The sequence below is a fragment of the Capnocytophaga sp. oral taxon 380 str. F0488 genome (assembly GCF_000318255.2).
In the GTDB taxonomy this organism is placed as follows: Bacteria; Bacteroidota; Bacteroidia; order Flavobacteriales; family Flavobacteriaceae; genus Capnocytophaga; species Capnocytophaga ochracea.
The window spans coordinates 21,832-42,124 of sequence record NZ_KB291200.1; the positions used below are offsets into that span (position 1 = coordinate 21,832).

Genomic DNA, 20,293 nt, shown 5'->3' on the forward strand with positions numbered 1-20,293 from the left:
CTAATCAAATGCAAAACATACAAATCAGTATCGGACAGCAATTCTATTCCAAAGATTACGATGAAACTTTAGAAGTGTATAGCATCCGTGAGCAACCCGACCCTAAAATCTATCTAAGTGGTACCACTTCTGATAGAGAAGTATCTCTTTATAAGTCTGACATTGTGCGACTTCTCAATGAAGAGAGATTAAAAGAGGTAAATACTCCTAAAAAATCCCTAAATACCGATGTTCTCAATAGCTTTATTGGTGATTTAGCTTGGAGAAAAGACACTGAAATGGACAGACTTAAGCAAGTCTATCTCTCATTTTCTCCTCAAGAGAGAGAATTTGTAGATAAAAACGCTGTGAGAGAAGGAGCAAGCTCCATAGAAGAGTATTATCAAAGGATGAAAAAGAAAAATTAGAAAACAAGATTAATAACTTTTTAAACACTGTAAAACAAATGGAAACAACAGAACAAAAGGAAGTAAACCAAAAGCCTACAATTGACTTGCAAATAGGTCAAAAACTCCATTACAAAGAGGACGTTTTTGAAGTAACAAGATTTGCAAAAAATAAAAGTGACCAAGATATGGTCATTCTAAAAGACTCCTCCATTGGAGGAGGAATTGAAGTCCCCTGGTATCGGTCAAAATTAGAAGAAGTAATAAATAACGGGCAATACAAACTTGCCGAAGTAAATCCTATCAAACAAATGAATACAGTAGAACAAGAAGTAGCTACTAAAGCTACAATCGAAGAAAAATTCAAAGAAATGCCCAAAGAACTCTATCCTTTAGCAAAAGCTTATGCTCTTTCTGAAGACCAAGAGTTTGATAATTATAATGCAGACTGGGGTAATACTAAATCTGACAAAATTGAAGCATATAAAGCTTTAAAACAAAACTTCCCTGAAGAAGTTGTAAAGAGTGTAGAAAAAATGGTTGATGACAATACCTATATACAAAGCAAAGAAGCTAATAAAGTATATGTAGCCAACATTGTAGGCATTCTTGACAACATTGAACAGCAACAAAGTCAAAACAATGATGTAAAAGTAGGTCAAAAATTCCAATTCAAAGAGAATAATTCAGTCTTAGAAGTTGTTAAGATTGACAAAAATGCTCACCGAGATGGTAGCGATGAACTAACAATGAAACCTATAGGCGTAAATGTAGGTAACCAAGAGTTCAACTGGAGCAAGTTAGCTTTAGATACTGCCATTAAGGAAGGAAAAGTTGTAGAAGTTGCTCAACAACAGCAACAACAAACACAATCATCTCCTCAACTTTCACAACAGCAATTCACTCAGCTAAACTACCTCAAAAACCAAGTAAAATATCTTGGTTTAGGCGAAGATACTAAACTGCACAAGGACTTAGAAAATGCCATACTATCACCTGAAGCTAAAGTAACTGTTCGTGCTGAGTACAACTACCCCGACCGCTTGATGAAAGGCAATACAGCTACTTTTGATTTGAACCTCACTAAAACCGAGCAAGGAGGTGTATTTCTTAATTCTTATCGTGCCAATCTCACCACCAAAAATGGTGAGGAACGTTCCCAAACTTTTAAGATACAGAAAGAAAACAATATTACTGCCAAAGAAGCGATTAACTTGCTTGAGGGTCGTTCAGTAAAAATAGAGCACGATGTAGTAAACAAGGAAACTGGGGAGCTTTCACGTACAGAAAGCTTTATCAAACTCAATATGAAAGAGCCTAAAACTGACTATGGCAACTACAAATACGAGTGGTACAATAAGAATGCCTATGGTGTGGATATAGATAACATTATGCAAAAATCCAACTTAACATTTGCTAATGATATTGAGAGAGAACGCACTAAAAAACATTTAGAAAAAGGCAATATCACTCAGGTAACTTTCCAACAAGAAAACCGTCAAATACAAGGCTTTGCCGTGTTAAATCCTCAGTGGAAAATGCTCAATCTGTACGACAACGCTATGAATAGGGTAACTATCCAAAATCAATTGGTAAAACCCGAAGTTACACAGTCTCAACAAAAGAACAACGTTCCTGAACATAGTATTTCACGATAACACATCAATTGATAAACAATGAAAAAAACTCTTTTTCTCTTTTCTGCATTGCTGTGCTTTTCTTGTAGTAAAAAGGAGATTAAAGCCGAAAAGGGAGGTATTGATATAGTGTCCAACATCTATTTCAATGCCTCTAAAGGCTTAGATGATATGAAAAGCGTTGTTATCTCTAAACTCAATTACAAAGGAGACACCCTTGTAGAGCTTGTTCCTTATGTTGATGAACCTGAACTCACTGAAAAAATCTTTGTTATTACCGACTCACTTGCCTTTGATATCACTGACAGAAACCCTCAGCAGTTCATATTTTCAACGCTTTCTAATGTTCCTTCTATCCCTAAACACAAAAAAGAACAAGGAGCAGTATTCAAATCGCAACACCTTTTGAATTTCGATTACCGAAAAGACCTGAGTGATACTATTCTTTTTAAAAAAGAATACAAGCGTTTTAGGATAATTACTCCTGAGAATTACACAACTTATTATGTTCATCCAACCGATACCCTTTTACCTTACACACTATATAAAAAAGAAGGGGATAAATATGGAGGGCGTATAGAGCGTATAGATTTATACAACAAACAAAACGATGTGTTTATATCCTTACAACTCCTCTCTCGTAAAGAGTGGGATAGTAAAGCTAAAAACATTTTTGAGTTCAATGATTTTATAGAAAAACGCAAATAAATTTATCCTATGGCTACATTTTCACCACAAGATATTGAAAATATTGTCAAAAACACTTCTACTGTTGATTATTTCTTCTACCTTGAAAGACAAGGCAGAGTGAAATTTGACCGTCAACGTGGGCACGATTACTATTTTCTTACCGATAACGAGAAATTTTCAGTAGATGAAAAAGGCTATTATGATTTTAAAGCGGGTAAAGGCGGACAAATTTTCAAAGCTGTAATGGAGCTTGAAAAGAAAACTTGGAAAGAAGCTGTTGAGTTTCTGAAAGACTTTTCTAATACTACTATTAGCCAAAGTATTAAAAATCAAAAAGCAGAAAATAAAAGACTTACTCCCACTCAGCATTACACGGAAAAAGCCCCCAGCACTAAGATTACTCAAGTGACTGTACCTAACAATGATAAGTTGTTAGAATACTTCGCAGGGCGTGGTATCTCAAAAGAAATTTTACAACAATACGCTCAACAGGTACATTATCGCAATAATAGTGATGGTAAAAACTATTTTGGTATTGGTTTACGCAATCAATCAGGAGGTTATGATATACGTAATCCTTATGTCAAAGCCAAAGTAGGAGCAAGTGATATAAGCATTATAACTGGTACTCGCAACGAAACGGTTGTCTTTGAAGGAATGACCGATATGTTTTCTTATCTGCAAATGGCTAAAGATAACGGTAAACCTAACGACCGTACATTGGTAGTGCTAAACTCTATTACCAACACAGGTACTTTTATTGAGCAATTTGAAAACTATACAGGTAAAATACATTTGTTTTTAGATGGAGATAAAGCAGGTAACGATGCTACTCAAAACATACTCAACAATCTGAAGAACAGCATAGACCAAAGAGGGGCTTATGGAATAGGTAAAAGTGAAGTAAAAGACTTGAACGACTATCATTTAAAAGTTTTTAACTACAAGAAGAGCATAGAGCAAAGGAATGTCCCTGAAGCAATAGAATTACAAAAAGGAATGAAAGCGGTAGACAAAAGTACGAATGAGACTTTTGTCATTAGCTATACAGCTGATAATTATATAGATTTGAAACGTGAATACAATAGTCATATCGCCAAAGTGAATAGCGTTCATTTCAATCATCTCAGTGAACTATTTAGCGACTATGATTTTTTTGATTTTAACAATAAAAGATTGTTTCTTTCTTCAAAAAACACTATCTTTGCCGATAATAATAATATACAAATTCACACACAAAATGGAAGCACTACAATTGAATCCAACAGAGTATCCTCATCTGAGCAAGTGGGAAAGCAGTCATCTAAACCAAACCTTAGAAAGCCTCTCACGCCAAGCCAATCCCAGCAAGAAGGAGATAACCCAAGCCGACAAGCAATGGGCAGCGACAATGTTGGAAATGGACTTAGCAGCTCAGAGCGGAGCGATTTGGGAAGACAAACAGGAAGACCTCAAATGGGCAGCCACAACGGAGCACAACCGCAAATTCTACCTAATCAAAGACCTCTTTCAACAGAAGAACATCAAAGCACTGGAAGAGATATTCAACACGGAGACCGACCCCGACCTCAAGGAGATGGCAAACAATTACCTAAAGAATCTGTACGACCTACCCTTTTAAACAAACCTAACAACACGAAAGTCAGCAACGAGGAAATAACAACCCTTGTCAATTCGCTGACTTTCGTTGCTGATGATAATACTATCCAACTCAATGAAGGTGTACAAATCACTGATGAGATAAAAAACACCATTAGCCAATACAAAAGTGGCGGTATTACCAAAGATAATCGCGGGGTATTAGATGAATACTACACCGATGAAAAGTTAGTGAATGCTGTACGCAACCTTATCAAAAACAATTTCCCTCAAAAACAGTCCATCAATGTATTAGAACCCAGTGTAGGTACGGGTAACTTCTTGCACGCTACCGATAATTTAGGACTAAAAACCAATGTCTCTGCCTTTGAAATCAATGAAACTACTGCCAAAATAGCCAAACTTCTGCACCCCCAAGCTACTATTAACCTGCGTTCCTTTGAAACCGAATTTATTACCGACAATGGTACCAAAAAAGACTTTACCCCTCGGTACGATTTAGTGATAGGTAACCCTCCTTATGGAAACCATAGAGGGCTTTATTTAGGTTTAGGAGAAGAAACTAAACTCCCCCGCTATGAAGATTATTTTGTAAAACGCTCCCTCGATGTAATGAACGAAGGGGCTACCCTTGCAATGGTACTCCCTTCAGGGTGGCTCAATAGACAAGATAAACTCTCAGGTGCTGAACTTTCTGAGGCGTATCGACTGCCTAACGGTGCTTTTAAAGCTACTGATGTAGGTACTGACATTGTAATTCTCAAAAAGAATAGCCAAGCACAAAACCAAGATATTAGCAAGTATTTTAGCGAACACCCAGAGCAAGTATTAGGTGATACCTTACTGCGCAAAAACCGTTTCGGTCGTGAGGAGGATTACGTGAAAGGCAACTTAGATGATGCCCTTACACGCCTACAAGAGTTTGCTACAAAAAAAGTCATACAACCTACACAAACTCAAACAACACAAGGGGTACAACTTGATATGTTTTCAACTTTTGAGAGTGCTCCAGCCAAAGAATCTATTGCAGAAAAAGAAGAAAATGTTAAGGAAGAGTACACCAATGCACAACTCCTTGAAGAAGCTAAAGAAAAACTAAATGCAGCGCTTAATATTTTAGAGAATATAAAGTTCAAATCTTTAGATGTACAAATAGAAATAGGTGCAAAAAGCAATGTCAAACGCTTACTAAATCGGGGAGATATGAAGTTTAAAGATGAGTATTTGCAAGAGATTATCAAAAAAGCAAATAACATCATCGAAGCCCATACACCCAAAACTAAAAAGACACAAGAAGCAACGGATATTGAAGTTGTTACTAAAAGCAAAAAACAATCCGCTGAAAACACTGGAGAATACAAAGTACAATCTACTCCAGAGATTAGTAAAAAGACACTCAAATACCACTTTGTAAAAGATGATATCGTGGTAGATACAGCTTTACAGAATAGTCATAGCATCACTCCTGAGCAAGTAAAAGCCTTTACTGATACCAATTACAATGGCGAGATAGCCAATCCTGAAGCACACGCTCAATACGCTAATTATTACAAAGGAAAGTACATTCACGATTTTTACTATGCCGAAGGAGATATTTACGAAAAATTAGAACGTCTAACGATTGATTTTGCAGGTAGATTAGATGATGAAAAACTAAAAACACAATATAACAAGCAAAAATCACTCTTGCAAAGCGTTTTACCTCCTAAAAAACAGTTAGAAGATATTATCATTTCACCTAATCACGAGTTTGTGCATAATTTTGATTTAGGAAAAGTGGAGAAAGAGGTCTATAACAGCTATATGAGGCGCTATGATATGGTCAAAGTAGATTATAATTTAGCGGATAAGTTTAAAGACTTCGTTTTAAAATTACCAAGCCAAGCCCTTGAGCCCTCTTCTTCTTGGGAGGTCAGAGAATTTGTAGACAACCAGGCGGTAACAGGTAGTGATAAAGAGCGCAATGCTTTGATACGTGAACGCCGTAAAGAAGTAGCTAATAACCTCTTTCAAAAGTTCCTGCGTGAGGAACTTCCTAATGACCTTAAAGAGCGTTTTGTAAACGAGTTCAACCGCAAATACAACAACCTCCATATACCTGACTATTCTCAGTTCCCTTTGTTCTCTAAAATAAACCAAAACTTCAAAGGCAAACCTTTAAAGCTGACAGAAGTGCAGAGGGCGGGTATCGGTCGCCTTATAACCAAAGGGGTTGGGCTATTAGCCCACGAAGTAGGTTTTGGTAAGACACTTTCAGGAGCGCTCTCTATGCACGAGGCGATGCAACGTGGTAATGCCAAACGCCCTCTTATTGTTGTGCCTAATGATAGCATCTTAAAACAGTGGGTAGAAACTATTTTTGAGGCTATTCCTAACGCCAAAGTGAATGTATTAGGCAATCTTGGTAAAGATTACGATTTGTCTCATTTTGATAACAAAGACGGAGAAATAACCTTAGTAACTTACGAGGGTTTCCAGAATATCGGTTTTGGTGATGAAATTACCCAACGATTGGCTGAAAAATTCTCTTATATCAACAAAAAGGATGTTGATAGCTTAGAAAATCCTATTACGGGAGGCGTTTCCGATGAAACAATGCGTGAGATAGAAATAGCTATTGCAAAAGAAAAGAAAATGCAAGGCATAATGAAACGAGGTAAGGTATACGACTGGGAAGATTTTGGTTTTGACCACCTTACTTTTGATGAAGTACACAACGCCAACCATATCGTAGATAAGGTGCGTATCGAGGACAGGCGTTTTGCCTCCGATTTCCGCAGTCAGAACCAACGCCCCTCAAAATTGGGACTCAACACTTGGGTAGCTTCTCAGTATATACAAGAAAATTACGATGGGCGTAATGTTACTTTACTTTCTGCAACTCCTTTCACTAATAAGCCGTTAGAGTATTATTCTGTATTATCTCTTATTGCCAATCAGCGATTAGAAAAATCGGGCTATTTCAATGTAAATAACTTCTTTGAAACCTTTATGGAAGCCGACAACGATATGGAAATTGATGCCAAAGGTGATGTAAAGTTTAAAACTAATGTACGCAGGTTTAAGAACAACGCGCTGTTTCAACAACTTCTATCCGAGTTTATTGATATTAAAGGCGAAGAGGATAACCCGCAATTGGTACGTCCTAACCGTATCAATAAGGAATACAAGATTGAACAAAATGAGTTTACAAAAAAAGAATACGACACCCTAAACCTCCTTTTTGACGAAAGTAAAGAAGGGGCTATTCTTTCTCATATCCTCAATGCAAGACTCATCGCTTTTTCTCCTTACCTCTCTAAAAATTACGAAGGTGATGTAGACAAAGTAAGTACTAAAGATTTTATAGAGAACTCTCCAAAACTCAAAACCACAATGGACTTAATTCGTCAGAATAAAACCGACAAGCCCGAAGCGGGGCAAATCATCTATTCTGAGTTGGCAGTACAACAATTCCCTCGTCTCAAAGAGTATTTGGTAGGCCAAGTAGGCTACAAATCCGATGAAGTAGGTATCATCACTGGGGCTACCAACAAAAACCAACGTTTGGATATTCAAGAAAAATTCAATGCGGGTAAGATAAAGATAGTTATTGGCTCAGAAGCTATCCAAGAGGGAATGAACTTGCAAGAAAACACTACCGATATGTACCTTTTAACGCTACCTTACAACTTTACCTCTTTACGACAAACAGAGGGACGAATGTGGCGACAAGGCAACAAATGGGAAAATGTACGTATGAACTATATGCTCACCAACGATAGTATTGATGTGTTTATGCTCCAAAAACTACAAGCCAAGCAATCCCGCTATATGGAAGCTATCAAAAAAGGGGCAAATATCATTGATGTGTCTGATGTGGATACACAGGAACTCAAAACCGCTATCATCACCAACCCCGAAACACGTGCTGAAATTGAAGTAGAGTTAATGAGAAAACGCTATGAGAATGAAAAAACCAAACACGCTGCCGATTTAGGTTTTATCTCTCGCAAATTTGAAGATTATACCAAAGTATATGATGAATATTTAAAAGAGAAAAAAAGCTATGAAGATATGCAAAAATGGGCTGAAACAGATGATTATTGGAAAGAGAAACTACCATATAGAGCTCAACAAGTAGAAAGAGCTAAAAAAGAAATCGAGCAAGTAATTGAAAAACTGGCGAAAAAGGGTGTCAATATAGCTGATTTTCAACATCAGCAAGAGATTGCAGAAAATAAAATAGCCTCTATAGACAAAGCAATCAATGAGGAATTACCGATTATCCGCGAAAGACTTATTACGCAATACAAACAAGAAAAACAAGAGCGCCTCAATGCCCCACAAATAGACTTTGTAGAAGAACGGGCTGAAGAGAATAAAACATTCTTTAAATTTCGTCCAATTGCTGAAAATCCTGAGAATAAGGTTGTAGAAAATAAAACATTTCAAGATGAGCAGCAACGCACTTACAAAGCTTTTAAACGATAATAAAATACCCCTGACAAGCTTATACTTATCAGGGGTATTTTTATATCTATTGGCGTACAAGATTGTACTTATATTTGTACTTGTAGGCTAAACCATATTTTAATTGCAATTCTATTAGCTTTTCAGCATAACCAGAGGCGGTTGTATCTAATTGTGAAAATTCTTTTAGATATGCTTCTGCTTTTTCATTTTCCAAATTATCCAAATTAGTATCTGTTATTAAATAGAAAAAGTCTGTGTTTTCAGCTAATAATCTGTTATTCTCAATAGAATAAGTAGCTAAAGGTTGCTTTTTCTCATCATTAACTATTTTGTCGCCTAAAGTTGAGTATGCAATATCCTGAAAAGAATATTGACCTTCCTTGTTAGTTATGTTTAGCCTTTTTTCATTAAAAACTACTCTAACTGTATAGGTTTGATAGTTACTTTCAGGGCTGCCTAATAAAGCTCCATACGATTGTTTAAAAAGTTCTGATACTTTACTTTGTTGTGCAGGTTTTTCTGCAATAACTTCTGCTGTACCTACCCAAGTTCCTAGCAGCTTATTGTTATCTCCACTATTCATAGGAGTGTCGTCAGATTTAGAGCAGGCAGTCATTCCTATTGCCATAAAGGTGAGTAAAAATATTTTCTTTACCATTATTGTTAAGTATTAAAATGTTAATGTTAAGTTACTGATTTGATTGTGCAAAGATACGCATTTTATTAGTAAATTCAAAAAACATTCTTTTAGATTACACAATTAACGGCGAGATAGAGAAAAATTGAAACAATTCTTATAAATAAAATACATTTATGAAGTGTTTTAGAAATGGGTTTTTATATCTTTTTTGAATAAGATATAAATTATATTTTATTGAATTACAGAGTTTTGTGTTTTTATAACAAAATATATTTCAATTTTATTTGAGAATATATTTGTAATTTAAAAATAAATGTATAATTTTGTGGCGTTTAAAATATTACTATACTTTTGATATGCTATAAGTATGAAAAAAGCCTTATTTCTTATCTGCTTTTGGGTAGTAAATTGGTCTTTTGCTCAATTGTCTGATACTACTCCTTCAGTAATGCTCAAGTACTACGTTCAAAAAGATAGAATACTGCTCCGTTGGGCGGTAAATACTCCTATTGAATGGCAGAAAGCAAATCAAAAAGGCTTTGTTCTTCACAAAATACTCCTCAAAAAAGATGGTAATCTCCTCGAAAATCCTGAAAAACAAACTATAGCTACTCTAAAACCTGATAAACAAGAAGATTGGATAGACTTCATTCAAAAAGATAATTATGGCGCTATCATTGCTCAGGCACTATATGGTGAATCTTTTTCTGTAGAACAAGATAGTAAAAATGGTATATCTAAAATTGTAAATATAGCAGAGGAGCTAAACCAGCGTCATACTTTTGCTCTTTTTGCAGCAGATATGTCCTTTGGTGCAGCTCAGAAAGCAGGTTGGGGATTTATAGATACTGATGTAAAAGCGGGAGAAACCTATATTTATCAGGTAGAAGTTCTCGGAATGCCCGAAATAGAGTCTTCTGCAGTGATGGTAGGGCTTTCTGATGTTGAAACACTTCCTAAAATTCACGATTTTACAGCTATCCCCGATGATAAAAAGGTGCTCTTCTCGTGGGGGATTACCTATTTAAAAGATATATATACTTCTTATATCATAGAACGTTCTGAAAACGGCACTGACTTTCAGCCCATTTCTTCCACACCTATTGTAGATATGAATGGAACAAGTAAAAAACAAATGTTCTATGCAACTACTTTAGAAACGAATGATACGCCTTATTTCTTTCGCATCTATGGTATCAATGCCTTTGGCGAAAAAGGTATTCCTTCAGCCCCTATAAAAGTACAAGGTGTTTCTGCTACTACAGCCGTCCCTCGTATAGCCGACTATAATTTCATTAACGACGGAGTTGAACTTATTTGGGAATACCCTAAAGAAGCTGAAAAAGCTACTGAAAAATTTGAGCTTTGGCATAATACCAAAGAAGATGCGAACTATCAAAAAGTGGTAGACAATATCAAAAGAGAAGACAGAAAACTGATATATAAGAAACTTTCAGTGTCTAACTACTTCAAAATAGCCTCAGTTGATAAACAACAAAAGCGACATTTTTCACATAGTACTTTAGTGCAACCATCCGATTCTATTCCTCCTGCCCGACCTATAGAACTACAAGGGAAAATCGATAGTTTAGGTGTAGTTACTCTTTCGTGGAAAGCTAATACAGAGGTTGACTTGGCAGGCTATAGAGTACTGAGAGCTAATACCGATAAAGAAGAATTTGTAGATATTTTTAATCATATCATCACTGAAAATACAACCCGTGATACGGTGAGTTTCTCTCTTTCTAATAAAAAAGTGTATTACAAAATTTTAGCAGAAGATTTGCGTTATAATCGCTCTCCTCTTTCTGAAGTAATAGTAGTTGAGAAACCTGACAAAACCCCGCCTACAGCTCCTATTTTTAATAATTTCACTACCGAAAACGGAAAGATAACACTGTATTGGATAAGCAGTTCAAGTGATGATGTAGAAAGCTATACCCTAAGCAGAAGAGAAAAAGGAACAGAAAAATGGCAACCCCTACAAATATTTCGCAAAGAAACCAATACATTTATTGATGAAACTACTGAAAGTGGCAAAACGTATGAGTATCTCATTCAAGCAAAGGACAAAGCAGGTCTATGGTCAAGTGCAGACAATGCAACCATAACTATAAAAGCACCAGTAAGAGCTGACAAAGTAATTAAAAGTATAGATTTTGTAGCCGATAGAAATGCGCGTACCATCTCTTTGTTTTGGAAATATCAAAAAAATGCCAAAGTAATTGAGATTCAGATTTACAAAAATGTAAAAGGTACACCACCCTCGCTCTGGAAAGTGCTCACCCCCAAGCAACAACACATCACTGATAAAGAAATACATATCAATACAATATATGAATATTACTTTTTGCCTTCATTGGCTAATGGCAAACCCGCGCAAGGTGAAAAAGTAGAAGTTAATTATTAATTTTTAAACACTTACACTATGAGAAAAGTATTTTTATTAATTGCCCTAGTAGCAACCGTATTTGCAAGTAACGCTTGTGGAAAAAAAGATGACACTAAACCTCAAGAACAACCTAAAGAAAACTCCCTCGAACAAAAATTGATCGGGAAGTGGAAATCTTCATTAGAAATAGATGTTGATGCACAAGGGAATAAACTTGTAGAGAAGAAAAGTGAATGCCTTTCTTTGGAATTTTTTGCCAAAGGAAAAGGAAATTGGCTACTTGATCCGAGTTCTGATTGTCAGGATGGGAATGACTGGACAAAAAAGAGTATGAATTGGAAAGTAGAGGGGAATTACCTTATTATGTCTAATGTAGAAGGACACGAAGAGTCAAAACTTTTTAAATTAGAAATCGCTTCTGTAAATGATGATTATTTTGAATATTATACAAATCTTTCTGACGAAGAGAAGCCTTTTCATAATCCAAAAACTGATAAAATACTAAATCGTTATGTAAAAGTGAAATAAAGTATAACATTTACTTCTAAAAACACACTGAATGTATTATTCTTATATGAAAAAAATATTTACCATATTCCTCTTTTTTACTTTGTACTCTGTTTATCCTCAGTTATATATAAATGGAGAAGCGCATTATAATATGTCTGTTAAAGGGAAAGTTGGTTTTACAAGAAGCCCTTGTGGAAATAATATAACAGGGGGATTACAGCATATTGTTGGTATTTATGAAAAAGGTTATCCTACTCCTTTTGTATTTGCTCAAGGTAATTCTCCTTATCCTAATATAGGGCATGGTTTAAAAGGTGTTCCTTTTGGAGATGAAGTTACATTCAAAGAATCTAATAAAATTTTAAGAATAGATATCATAACAACATCTAGAGGAGAAACTTTTTTGGGATTTTGTAAGAAAGAGGATAATAAAAATGAGAGTGTAAAGATTGAAAAATATTGCTTTTGGGGAGTTTATGATTTTTATAACTTAGGGTTAAATCAACCTGGGTGGTTTAATTTGTATATTTATCCAGTGGTAAATCTTTCTTTTCGGGATTCTCGCTCAGATATACTTGGTGATGATGATTATCTTATTATTCCTGAAATTGATGGAATAAATAAAGACTTTTATCAATGGCAGTATGATATTGGTGAAGGATGGAAGAATTTTGATACTAAATATCAAAAGAAAAATTCTTTAAAAATAAAAGGAAAAGATTTTATACCAAGTAATAAGATAAATCAGAATGTAGCAATAAGAGTTGATATGGGGTGTAAACTTTCAAATGAAATTCAATTTACATATCGAAAATCTCTCCCCCATATTATCAATCAATCTATTAGTAAAACATCTTGTTATGATAGTGAAGATGGTAAAATCACACTCTTTTTTGATCGTGATTTAGAAGAATATGAAAATATGTCTTTTAGTATTACGGATATAGACAATCACCCCATTCCTAATAATTACAAAAACATCACTCAGTTACAAAATAATAAATCATATACTATTGAAAACTTACCTGCAGGGAATTATAAGCTGAAACTAATAGGAAAATATAAAGGAAATCCATCGTATTCTCCTCATAGTGATCAATTTTATTACTTTACAATTCAGAAAAGCAATCCTGTTAATTTTAGTTTTTCACAAACAGATGTATACTGCAAAGGAGGAGAAGACGGTAGTATCGTTTTATCTGCTTTTGGAGGAACAGAAAATGGTTTTGAATATGAACTTAATAATAACAATCAATGGATTGCATTCCCTAATAATGATCACTCTACCATAATAAAGAATCTAAAGAAAGGTACTTATGTTGTAAATGTTCGTGATAGGAATAAATGTGTTGCTAAAATACAACGTTATGTAGGAGGAAAAATTGTTTTAGGTGATGTCAAAAACACGCATATCACTATTTCTGAACCTGAAAAACCTCTTACAATAACTTATACTGAAAAAATTAATCCCAAGTTCAATGGTGCAAACAATGGTAAAATTGTAGCAAAAATAGAAGGAGGAACTCTCTATTACGATAATTCTTATGACTTTGAAATACTAAAGGATGGTACTCAACCAATAATGCATTTGGCTACAACTGAGTTTGTAAACAATGCTTTTTATATTATTTTAGAAAATATACCTAAAGGTATTTATAACTTTACAATTTATGATAAAAATTATTCATTAGCTACTAATAAAGAAGGTTGCTCTATAGAAAACTCATATATAGAACTTACAGAGCCTCAACCCCTCAAAGCTACTATAGAACTCAAAACCCCCATTTCCTGCAACTCCCAAAATGAATTTGGCGACGAAACCGATAGAATCCCTTATGACGGTCAGCGTGATGAAAGTCAAAATGGAAAACTAAAAATTAAACCTTCAGGAGGAACTCCTTTTGAGACTGGCAAACCCTACATTTACACTTGGAAAAAGCAAGATAACAATGGCAATTGGGTAACCTTGCCTAACAATACTGACACAGCTGAACACCTTTCTGCGGGTAAATACGCTATTAATATACAAGATGCCAATGGTATTGTATTGGGTGAATACAATACCCATACAGTAACCAAAGTGGTAGATGTGGTTTATGAACTCAAAGAACCTGCCAAACTAACCCTTACCCTCCAAAAAACAGATGCCACTTGCAAGGGTAACGATGGCAAAATTACCGCTACTCCTGCTGGAGGTACTCCTCCTTATACTTATCTGTGGTCTAATGGAGCGACCACTGCCTCCATTGACAACTTGCTGCCTATGCCATATACGGTTGAAATCAAAGATAAGGCTGGCTGTATAGTACAAGGAAGTACGGCAGTTCTGCAACCCAATAGCCTTACGGTTACGGGTACTATCACCCCGCTTCGTTGCCATAATGCCACTAATGCCGCTATAGCGCTTGCTGTACAAGGAGGTACGGCACCTTATCAATATCTGTGGAATACAGGAGCTACTACAGCAAATATAAACAATCTCCCCACAGGAGAGTACAAGGTAAAAATAACCGATGCTCAAGGCTGCGCGCACTTCAAAACTTTCACTATCGAAAACCCTCCTAAATTTGAGATTGATTTAGGAGAGAATCGCACGCTTTGCAACGGACAAACACTTACCTTAAATATAGCTATTAATGATCCACAAGCTACTTACCTGTGGACTGGCGATAATGGTTTTTCTTCTAATACGCCTCAGGTAACTTTATCCGAAAAAGGTACATATACTGCTACAGTAACTACTAAAGATGGTTGTACAGCAACAGATGCTATTACTATTGAAAGTGCAAATACTCAAATAGCTTCTGAGTTCTTACTCACTACCCAAGCCTATGAAAATGAAGAGGTAATATTAGTAAATACCAGTAATCCTAAAGGGGAAACTACTGAGTGGTTAGTACCCGAAAATGAAGCTATTGAAATCACCAATAAAAGTGATGACTATATCTCTCTCATCTTCAAAGCAAAAGGTGAATACCGCATAGGTATCAAGCAAACACAAGCTAATTGCTTTGAGTTGTTCTATAAAAATATCATTGTAGAACCCGCTACCGATTTACCTAAAACTCAAAAAAACAATGAGGCTTTTGTAAGAGAATTTGAAGTCGCACCTAACCCTAACGATGGCAAGTTCAAAGCAAAAGTAGTTTTAGAAAAAGCAGGGGCTATCAAATTCCGCCTATATAGTATCACAGGGCAATTAATAAGTGAGAAAAACTCAGTTTCAGCTACTGAACACTGGGTTGATTTTCAAGACCCTCTGCCTGCTGCTACCTATATATTAGTTTTAGAAACTCCTTACCAACGATTAAGTAAAAAAATCATTATTATTCCTTAAGTACAATGCGCCTATTCTCTTACATATTCCTCTTTCTGCTCACAACGTGGCAGCTCATAGCACAAACCTACCCTGTGCAGGTAGTGCCTGTGCTCACACCTCCGTATAGTAGTAAGATTGCCGACTATGCCAACCCAATGGCTAATAAGGTACAACTGCAACTCATCACTACCGACTTAAGTGTGCAGAACCGCCCCGTACAATTATATGTAGAGATTAAAGGCAATGGACTTACAGCAGCCTCAGCCCCTGTACTTTCAGGCGTTTCACCCTTGCGTATCAGTGGAGGCGAAATCCTCCGCCTCACCAATGCCGAGCTGGCAAGCTACTTCCAGTTGCGCAACCTGCAAGGTATCACCTCACAACAATACGCCTCTGCCTTGCCCGATGGGATGTACTCGTTCTGCTTTAGGGTAAAAGATGTGCTCAGTGGTCGTTGGCTCTCCCAAAGTCATTGCGCCATTGCCTATCTAATGCTCAACGACCCACCAATTCTAAATATCCCTTCTGACAATGAGCAAGTAGCTGTAACCGACTTCCAAAACATTATTTTCAGTTGGACACCCCGTCAAATCAACGCGACCAATGTAACCTATTCCTTTGAATTACGTGAGATTTTAGACCCTACCCTCGACCCTCGTTTTGCTTTTGAAGTAAGCCGACGCATACTCAAAGAAGACGATTTGCGAATGACTACTTTCGTCTACGATGTGAGCAAACCCAACCTCATCCCTGGCAGACGCTATGCGTGGCGCGTAAGAGCTACTTCCACAGGCGGTTTAGCAGAAAACAGTGTCTTTAAAAACGATGGTTATAGCGAGGTACACTCGTTTGTCTACGCCGTAAACTGTAGCAAACCGCTCTTTTTGCTAAGTGAACAGCAGGGTAGAAGTCGTACCAAACTACTCTGGCAAGGGCACACACTGCACCAAAAATACCATATCCAATACCGTAAGAAAAACGTAGAAGGCGCACAGTGGTTCGAGACCTTTACCCGCAATACCCAAACCCTCATCGCCGACTTGGAGGCGGGTGAGTACGAGTTTCGTGTAGGAGCTTCTTGCGAGGGCGAACGCTATGGTATTACTCCCAGCTATGTGTATTCGGATATACAGACTTTCAAAATAGAGAAAACCCCCAACACCACTGAGCAAGGGTATAACTGCGGAATTGTACCCAAAATAACGATTACAAACCAAAAGCCTCTCAATAGTTTGGTAACCAATGAAGTGTTTACCGCAGGTGATTTTGCGGTTACCCTTTTGGAGGTGAGTGGTAGCAATGGTGTATTCTCAGGCAAAGGCTTTATAAAAGTGCCTTACTTGAACGATACTAAGCTGGCGGTAGAATTTGAAAACGTCAAAATCAACAGTGATTACCAGCTCACAGATGGAGTAGTGAAAACTACCTATGATGCCGATTGGAAAAATGTACAGTTCATAGAAAACCTCACAGGTCAAGGTAAAAAATCCTATGAGATAAACGTACCTTTTGAGATTGAAAAGGTAGAAACTCGCAATGGTGAAATAGTAGTTACAGGTAAAGACGGTCGCAAGGAAGTATTCCCTTTTGGAGGTAATGATTCCACTGTTAAGGGAAAAGTTACCACTACTACCAATGGAGAAACTACCACTGAAGAAAAAATATATTACATAGATAAAGACGGCAAAGTATCAGCCCCACAAACTGTTGCTCAAGGAGGCAAACCTACCAAAGAAAACACCAATGGCGTAAGCAAAGGAGGTGAGGCTACAGCCCTTACCGCCAAAGGTATTACCGTTACTTTTGAGAATACAGCCGACTCTAAATACGCTTATGAAGTCCCTACCAAAGCCTATAGTAAGGACTACCAAAACCTTGACGGTAAGTACATTCCGTTTAAAGCGGTGGTAAAAGGCGAAACAGAACCTTTCTTAGCCAAAGTACAGATTACCGATAAGAATATTAGCGCTGATAGCCTTATCTTCAAAACTGATAAAGGCGCACTCATCGAATCCAAACGAGTAGAAGGTTCTAACGACTTTTTGCTTACCCTCAAAGGTTTCCATAGCTTTGCAGTAGAGCAAGTACAAGCTACTATCAAACAGGGCAAGAAATACCAAATCGCAGGGGTGTTTAACTTGGTACACCTCTCACCTAAAACTGCCAAGGTAATCCTTGTACCCACTTCCGAAAACACTTCTATAGATATAGATAGAGTAAAATCTATTTATAGCAAGATAGGAGTAACTTTAGATATCACTTGGGCAGCACCTTTTGACATTACTCCTTATTTGACTAATGGCGTGTTGGAAACCAAAGATGTATTTGGCGACCTTACCGATTATAGTCCGTCGCAACAGGCGCTTATCAATGCCTACAAAGCTACAGGAAAGGTTGTGAACGATACCTACTACGTGTTTATTACCAATGCCAAGAGTAGTACCGGACAAGGAGGCTATATGGCACTCGGTGGACAGTTTGGTTTTGTATTCGACCAAACCGAAAGAACCCTCGCCCACGAATTGGGTCACGGAATATTTAAACTAGCACACCCATTCAAGAAAAAACAACAAGGTAATGTCCCCTCCCTAATGGACTACACCTCCGATGAAGCCCTCCTCTTTGCTGATTGGAAGCAAATCAATGACCCTGCGTTTAAAATTGGTATTTTCCAAGGACAAGGGGAAGGAGAGTTTGCAGATAAAATATGGCTTACTCCTGATTGGCGACCTTTTAAATATGATAGTTCCCATATTACAGCTTTTGATAGAAATAATTTACCTCAAATACCAAAAGGAGCTTTACCTGCAATTTTAGGAGAAGATAAAAATGCTTACTACGCCGAGTTTTCCAATGGAAAATTTATAGGCTACAAAAATTCTGATGGACTCTTCTTAAAACTTGATTATCAAACATCGGTTGGAAATGAAACTGAAATTTATCTGTATAGAATAGGAAGTCGATGTGGTAGTGATACTTATTACAAAACTACTTGGGGATATATTAAAGATAAAAAAGGGAAAGTAGACTTTTTAGATAAAACTATTACACTTGTAAAAACAGTAGTTTGTAATGATAAGGTAGAAAACCAGCAAACCAAATGCAATAATTTTGTTCCTTTAAAAAAAGAAGAGTTATCCACACTCCAAAGCAATGCAATTTTATATCTAAAACAAAACTTACAAAAAATTAACAGTACACGTGGAGAACTTGTAAACACTAAAGGAAACTTTAGTCATATCTATTTTAAAGGCAAAAGTGGACTTGGATATTCTCAATTGCAAATGTTAGAGGATAAGCTACACTTGCTTTCTTATTATACCAATGTAGATATGGTACTGTCGATACTGCCTATCACTAATAACTCAATGGTAGAAGAAAGAATACTCTCCGATATGGCTAAAAAAGCAATCAAAGCCCAAAAATCCTCTCGGAGAATAGTATATATACTTGTTGCGACCTCTAATTACGAATCTATTTTAGGGGAAGGATTGTTTAATAGTGATTCGTGTTATTCTATAGGGTATGCTGAGAGTCAAGAAGGTGTCCTTTCTACGGTTTCTAAAGGAAATACTATTTTTGAAAATGTAGTAACGCTCTTTAAAGGTATTGAAAAACCTCTATTAGTAAATCGTTTTTATTGTAAAGCTGATGGAGCTATTCTAAACCTTCAAAACAAATATAAAGAGCAAAGAGGGTATCCTTTTATCCATCTTATAGAAGTATATGAATCATCGTATTACCAAAAGGTAAAAGACTTAGAATCAAACAAGAATTCTGAGCTTAAACCTAAAAATAGTACTGCCTTTAGAGAGTTGGGAGATGCTAATTTTAGGATAAACATAGATAAGGTTCACGACTTAGAAGAACAGCGCCGACAGTTATTGTTAGAGGCTAATAGAAATGAGAATTTAGAGAATAGCAACTCTGCTGTTTGGAAACCTTGGAAGAGTGACGATGAGAATATTTTACGTGAAGTTTTTGCTATCGACCCCCAATTGTCTTTAGCCAATCTTAAACGCTTGCGCTCAGATGTTAAGTTTTTTGAAAACAGTGCCATTTATCACCAAATGCAAGGCGTTATATTGAACCCTAATGTTCATTTCTACAGTTTTAAAGGTACTGATTTAGTATATCTATTTGCCGATAGTGTAGGCACTATTCCTGTAATAGATATACTAGGAGATTTAACAGGTTTTATCTATGCTTCTTATAGAGGAGATTGGGCAGAAACCTCTTTCTACTCTTTAGGAATGGCTATTCCTATAGGAGGCGTTTATCTAAAAACAGCTGCCAAAGCCGACGAATTGGTAACTATTGTAGCACGTGAAGCTAAAAATGGAGAGAGCACTTTAGAAGTAGTGCCTTTAAGTGAGAAACTAACCACTGATATAGCACTTACTTCTCCCATAGTAAATAATTCTCAAGAAGTAGGAAAGGTATTAGAAGATGTTAGAAAATTACATTTAGAAAATGGAAAACAAATAGCAAATCTTGCTGAAGACCTCTCTAAAAAAACAAACAACATACTTACTAAAGCATTCTCCGAAGGCTCTAAATTTATAGATGATAAGAAAACAATAGAAAAAATCACTCATTATTTAGCCCCTGAAAACGCTGAAAAACTAAAGGCTATTGGAGGTGAACAAGGATTGATAGATTTCT

The 20,293-nt window shown here is 36.4% G+C and carries 8 protein-coding genes and 1 pseudogene; 8 read left to right on the forward strand and 1 reads right to left on the reverse strand.

The genetic code is table 11. The features are described 5' to 3' along the window. Nucleotides 1–8 precede the first annotated feature (8 nt). Genes HMPREF9078_RS12135 through HMPREF9078_RS05675 form a run of 4 tightly spaced genes read left to right on the forward strand, consistent with a single transcriptional unit; the run spans nucleotide 9 to nucleotide 8,785 of the window. The gene (locus HMPREF9078_RS12135) at nucleotides 9–407 is read left to right on the forward strand and encodes a hypothetical protein (RefSeq protein WP_009419774.1); all 399 of its coding nucleotides are present in this window, start codon (nucleotides 9–11) and stop codon (nucleotides 405–407) included. A 38-nt stretch (nucleotides 408–445) separates the two neighbouring features. Further along, nucleotides 446–2,044, forward strand: coding sequence for a hypothetical protein (locus HMPREF9078_RS05665; RefSeq protein WP_009419775.1), 1,599 nt, complete (start codon nucleotides 446–448; stop codon nucleotides 2,042–2,044). 18 nt (nucleotides 2,045–2,062) lie between these two features. Beyond that, entirely contained in the window at nucleotides 2,063–2,731 is a 669-nt protein-coding gene (locus tag HMPREF9078_RS05670; RefSeq protein ID WP_009419776.1) for a hypothetical protein, read from the forward strand. A 9-nt stretch (nucleotides 2,732–2,740) separates the two neighbouring features. Continuing rightward, a complete protein-coding gene (locus HMPREF9078_RS05675) occupies nucleotides 2,741–8,785 on the forward strand; it encodes a toprim domain-containing protein (protein WP_009419777.1) in 6,045 nt (2,014 codons plus the stop codon). Nucleotides 8,786–8,831: 46 nt separating this feature from the next. Here the strand turns inward: HMPREF9078_RS05675 and HMPREF9078_RS05680 are convergent, their stop codons facing one another. Continuing rightward, complete coding sequence (locus HMPREF9078_RS05680; RefSeq protein WP_009419778.1) at nucleotides 8,832–9,425, reverse strand: hypothetical protein; 594 nt, start codon at nucleotides 9,423–9,425, stop codon at nucleotides 8,832–8,834. A 349-nt stretch (nucleotides 9,426–9,774) separates the two neighbouring features. On the opposite strand from HMPREF9078_RS05680, the gene HMPREF9078_RS05685 reads away from it, so the two are divergent. The 4 genes and pseudogenes from HMPREF9078_RS05685 to HMPREF9078_RS05700 all read left to right on the forward strand — a co-directional run. Then, a complete protein-coding gene (locus HMPREF9078_RS05685) occupies nucleotides 9,775–11,817 on the forward strand; it encodes a fibronectin type III domain-containing protein (RefSeq protein WP_009419779.1) in 2,043 nt (680 codons plus the stop codon). An 18-nt stretch (nucleotides 11,818–11,835) separates the two neighbouring features. Beyond that, nucleotides 11,836–12,327: a lipoprotein gene (locus HMPREF9078_RS05690; RefSeq protein ID WP_009419780.1), complete on the forward strand. Its 492-nt coding sequence runs from the start codon at nucleotides 11,836–11,838 to the stop codon at nucleotides 12,325–12,327. A 46-nt stretch (nucleotides 12,328–12,373) separates the two neighbouring features. Then, nucleotides 12,374–15,646: a T9SS type A sorting domain-containing protein gene (locus HMPREF9078_RS05695; RefSeq protein WP_009419781.1), complete on the forward strand. Its 3,273-nt coding sequence runs from the start codon at nucleotides 12,374–12,376 to the stop codon at nucleotides 15,644–15,646. Nucleotides 15,647–15,651: 5 nt separating this feature from the next. Further along, nucleotides 15,652–20,293 (forward strand): annotated as a pseudogene (locus HMPREF9078_RS05700) (hypothetical protein); the annotation flags it as partial.